This is a genomic window from Nostoc sp. CmiVER01 (genome assembly GCF_034531135.2).
In the GTDB taxonomy this organism is placed as follows: domain Bacteria; phylum Cyanobacteriota; class Cyanobacteriia; order Cyanobacteriales; family Nostocaceae; genus Nostoc.
Window position 1 is genome coordinate 1 of sequence record NZ_JAVRBU020000073.1, and the last position, 610, is coordinate 610.

Sequence of the window (610 nt, forward strand, 5' to 3'; positions counted from 1 at the left end):
TTGCCAGTGCTCTTCGGACCCCGTATCAGTCCGGCAAATGGCTTCGCTTCCGCCACATCGATTTCGGGATGCTCTCAAGATGGCCATGAAGGCGGTGGCCAGCCAGGGGCTATCGATTCGGTTGGCATGTGAGGCGTTTGGGATCAGCCAGGCTTGCAATCGGTATGTTGGCCGACGCAAGGTCGAGAACGATGACATAGCGAACTGGCTGCTGCGTCTGACCGACCACCACCGGAATTGGGGTTTCGGGCTGTGCTTCTTGTACCTGCGCAACGTGAAGGGCTTCGGCTGGAATCCTAAGCGTGTGTATGGGATCTATCGCGAGCTGGAGTTGAACCTGCGGATCAAGCCGCGTAAGCGGTTGGTCAGACGGGCTCCGGAGCCGCTGGCCGTGCCATCGAGCGTCAACCAGGTCTGGTCGATGGACTTTATGCACGATCAGCTGGCCGACGGGCGCAGCATCCGGCTATTCAACGTCATCGACGACTTCAACCACGAAGTGCCTGGCATCGAGATCGACTTCTCGTTGCCATCTGAGCGGGGGTTCCGTGCGTTGCGGCAGATCATCGGTTGGCGTCATAATCTTCTTCTTTCTCCTCTGGAAATGGAG

1 pseudogene is annotated in these 610 nt (G+C 58.2%); it reads left to right on the forward strand.

Features of this window, described 5'->3' with window-relative positions:
• Window positions 1-76: 76 nt before the first annotated feature.
• A pseudogene (locus tag RMZ43_RS36055) lies at window positions 77-610 on the forward strand (DDE-type integrase/transposase/recombinase); the annotation flags it as partial.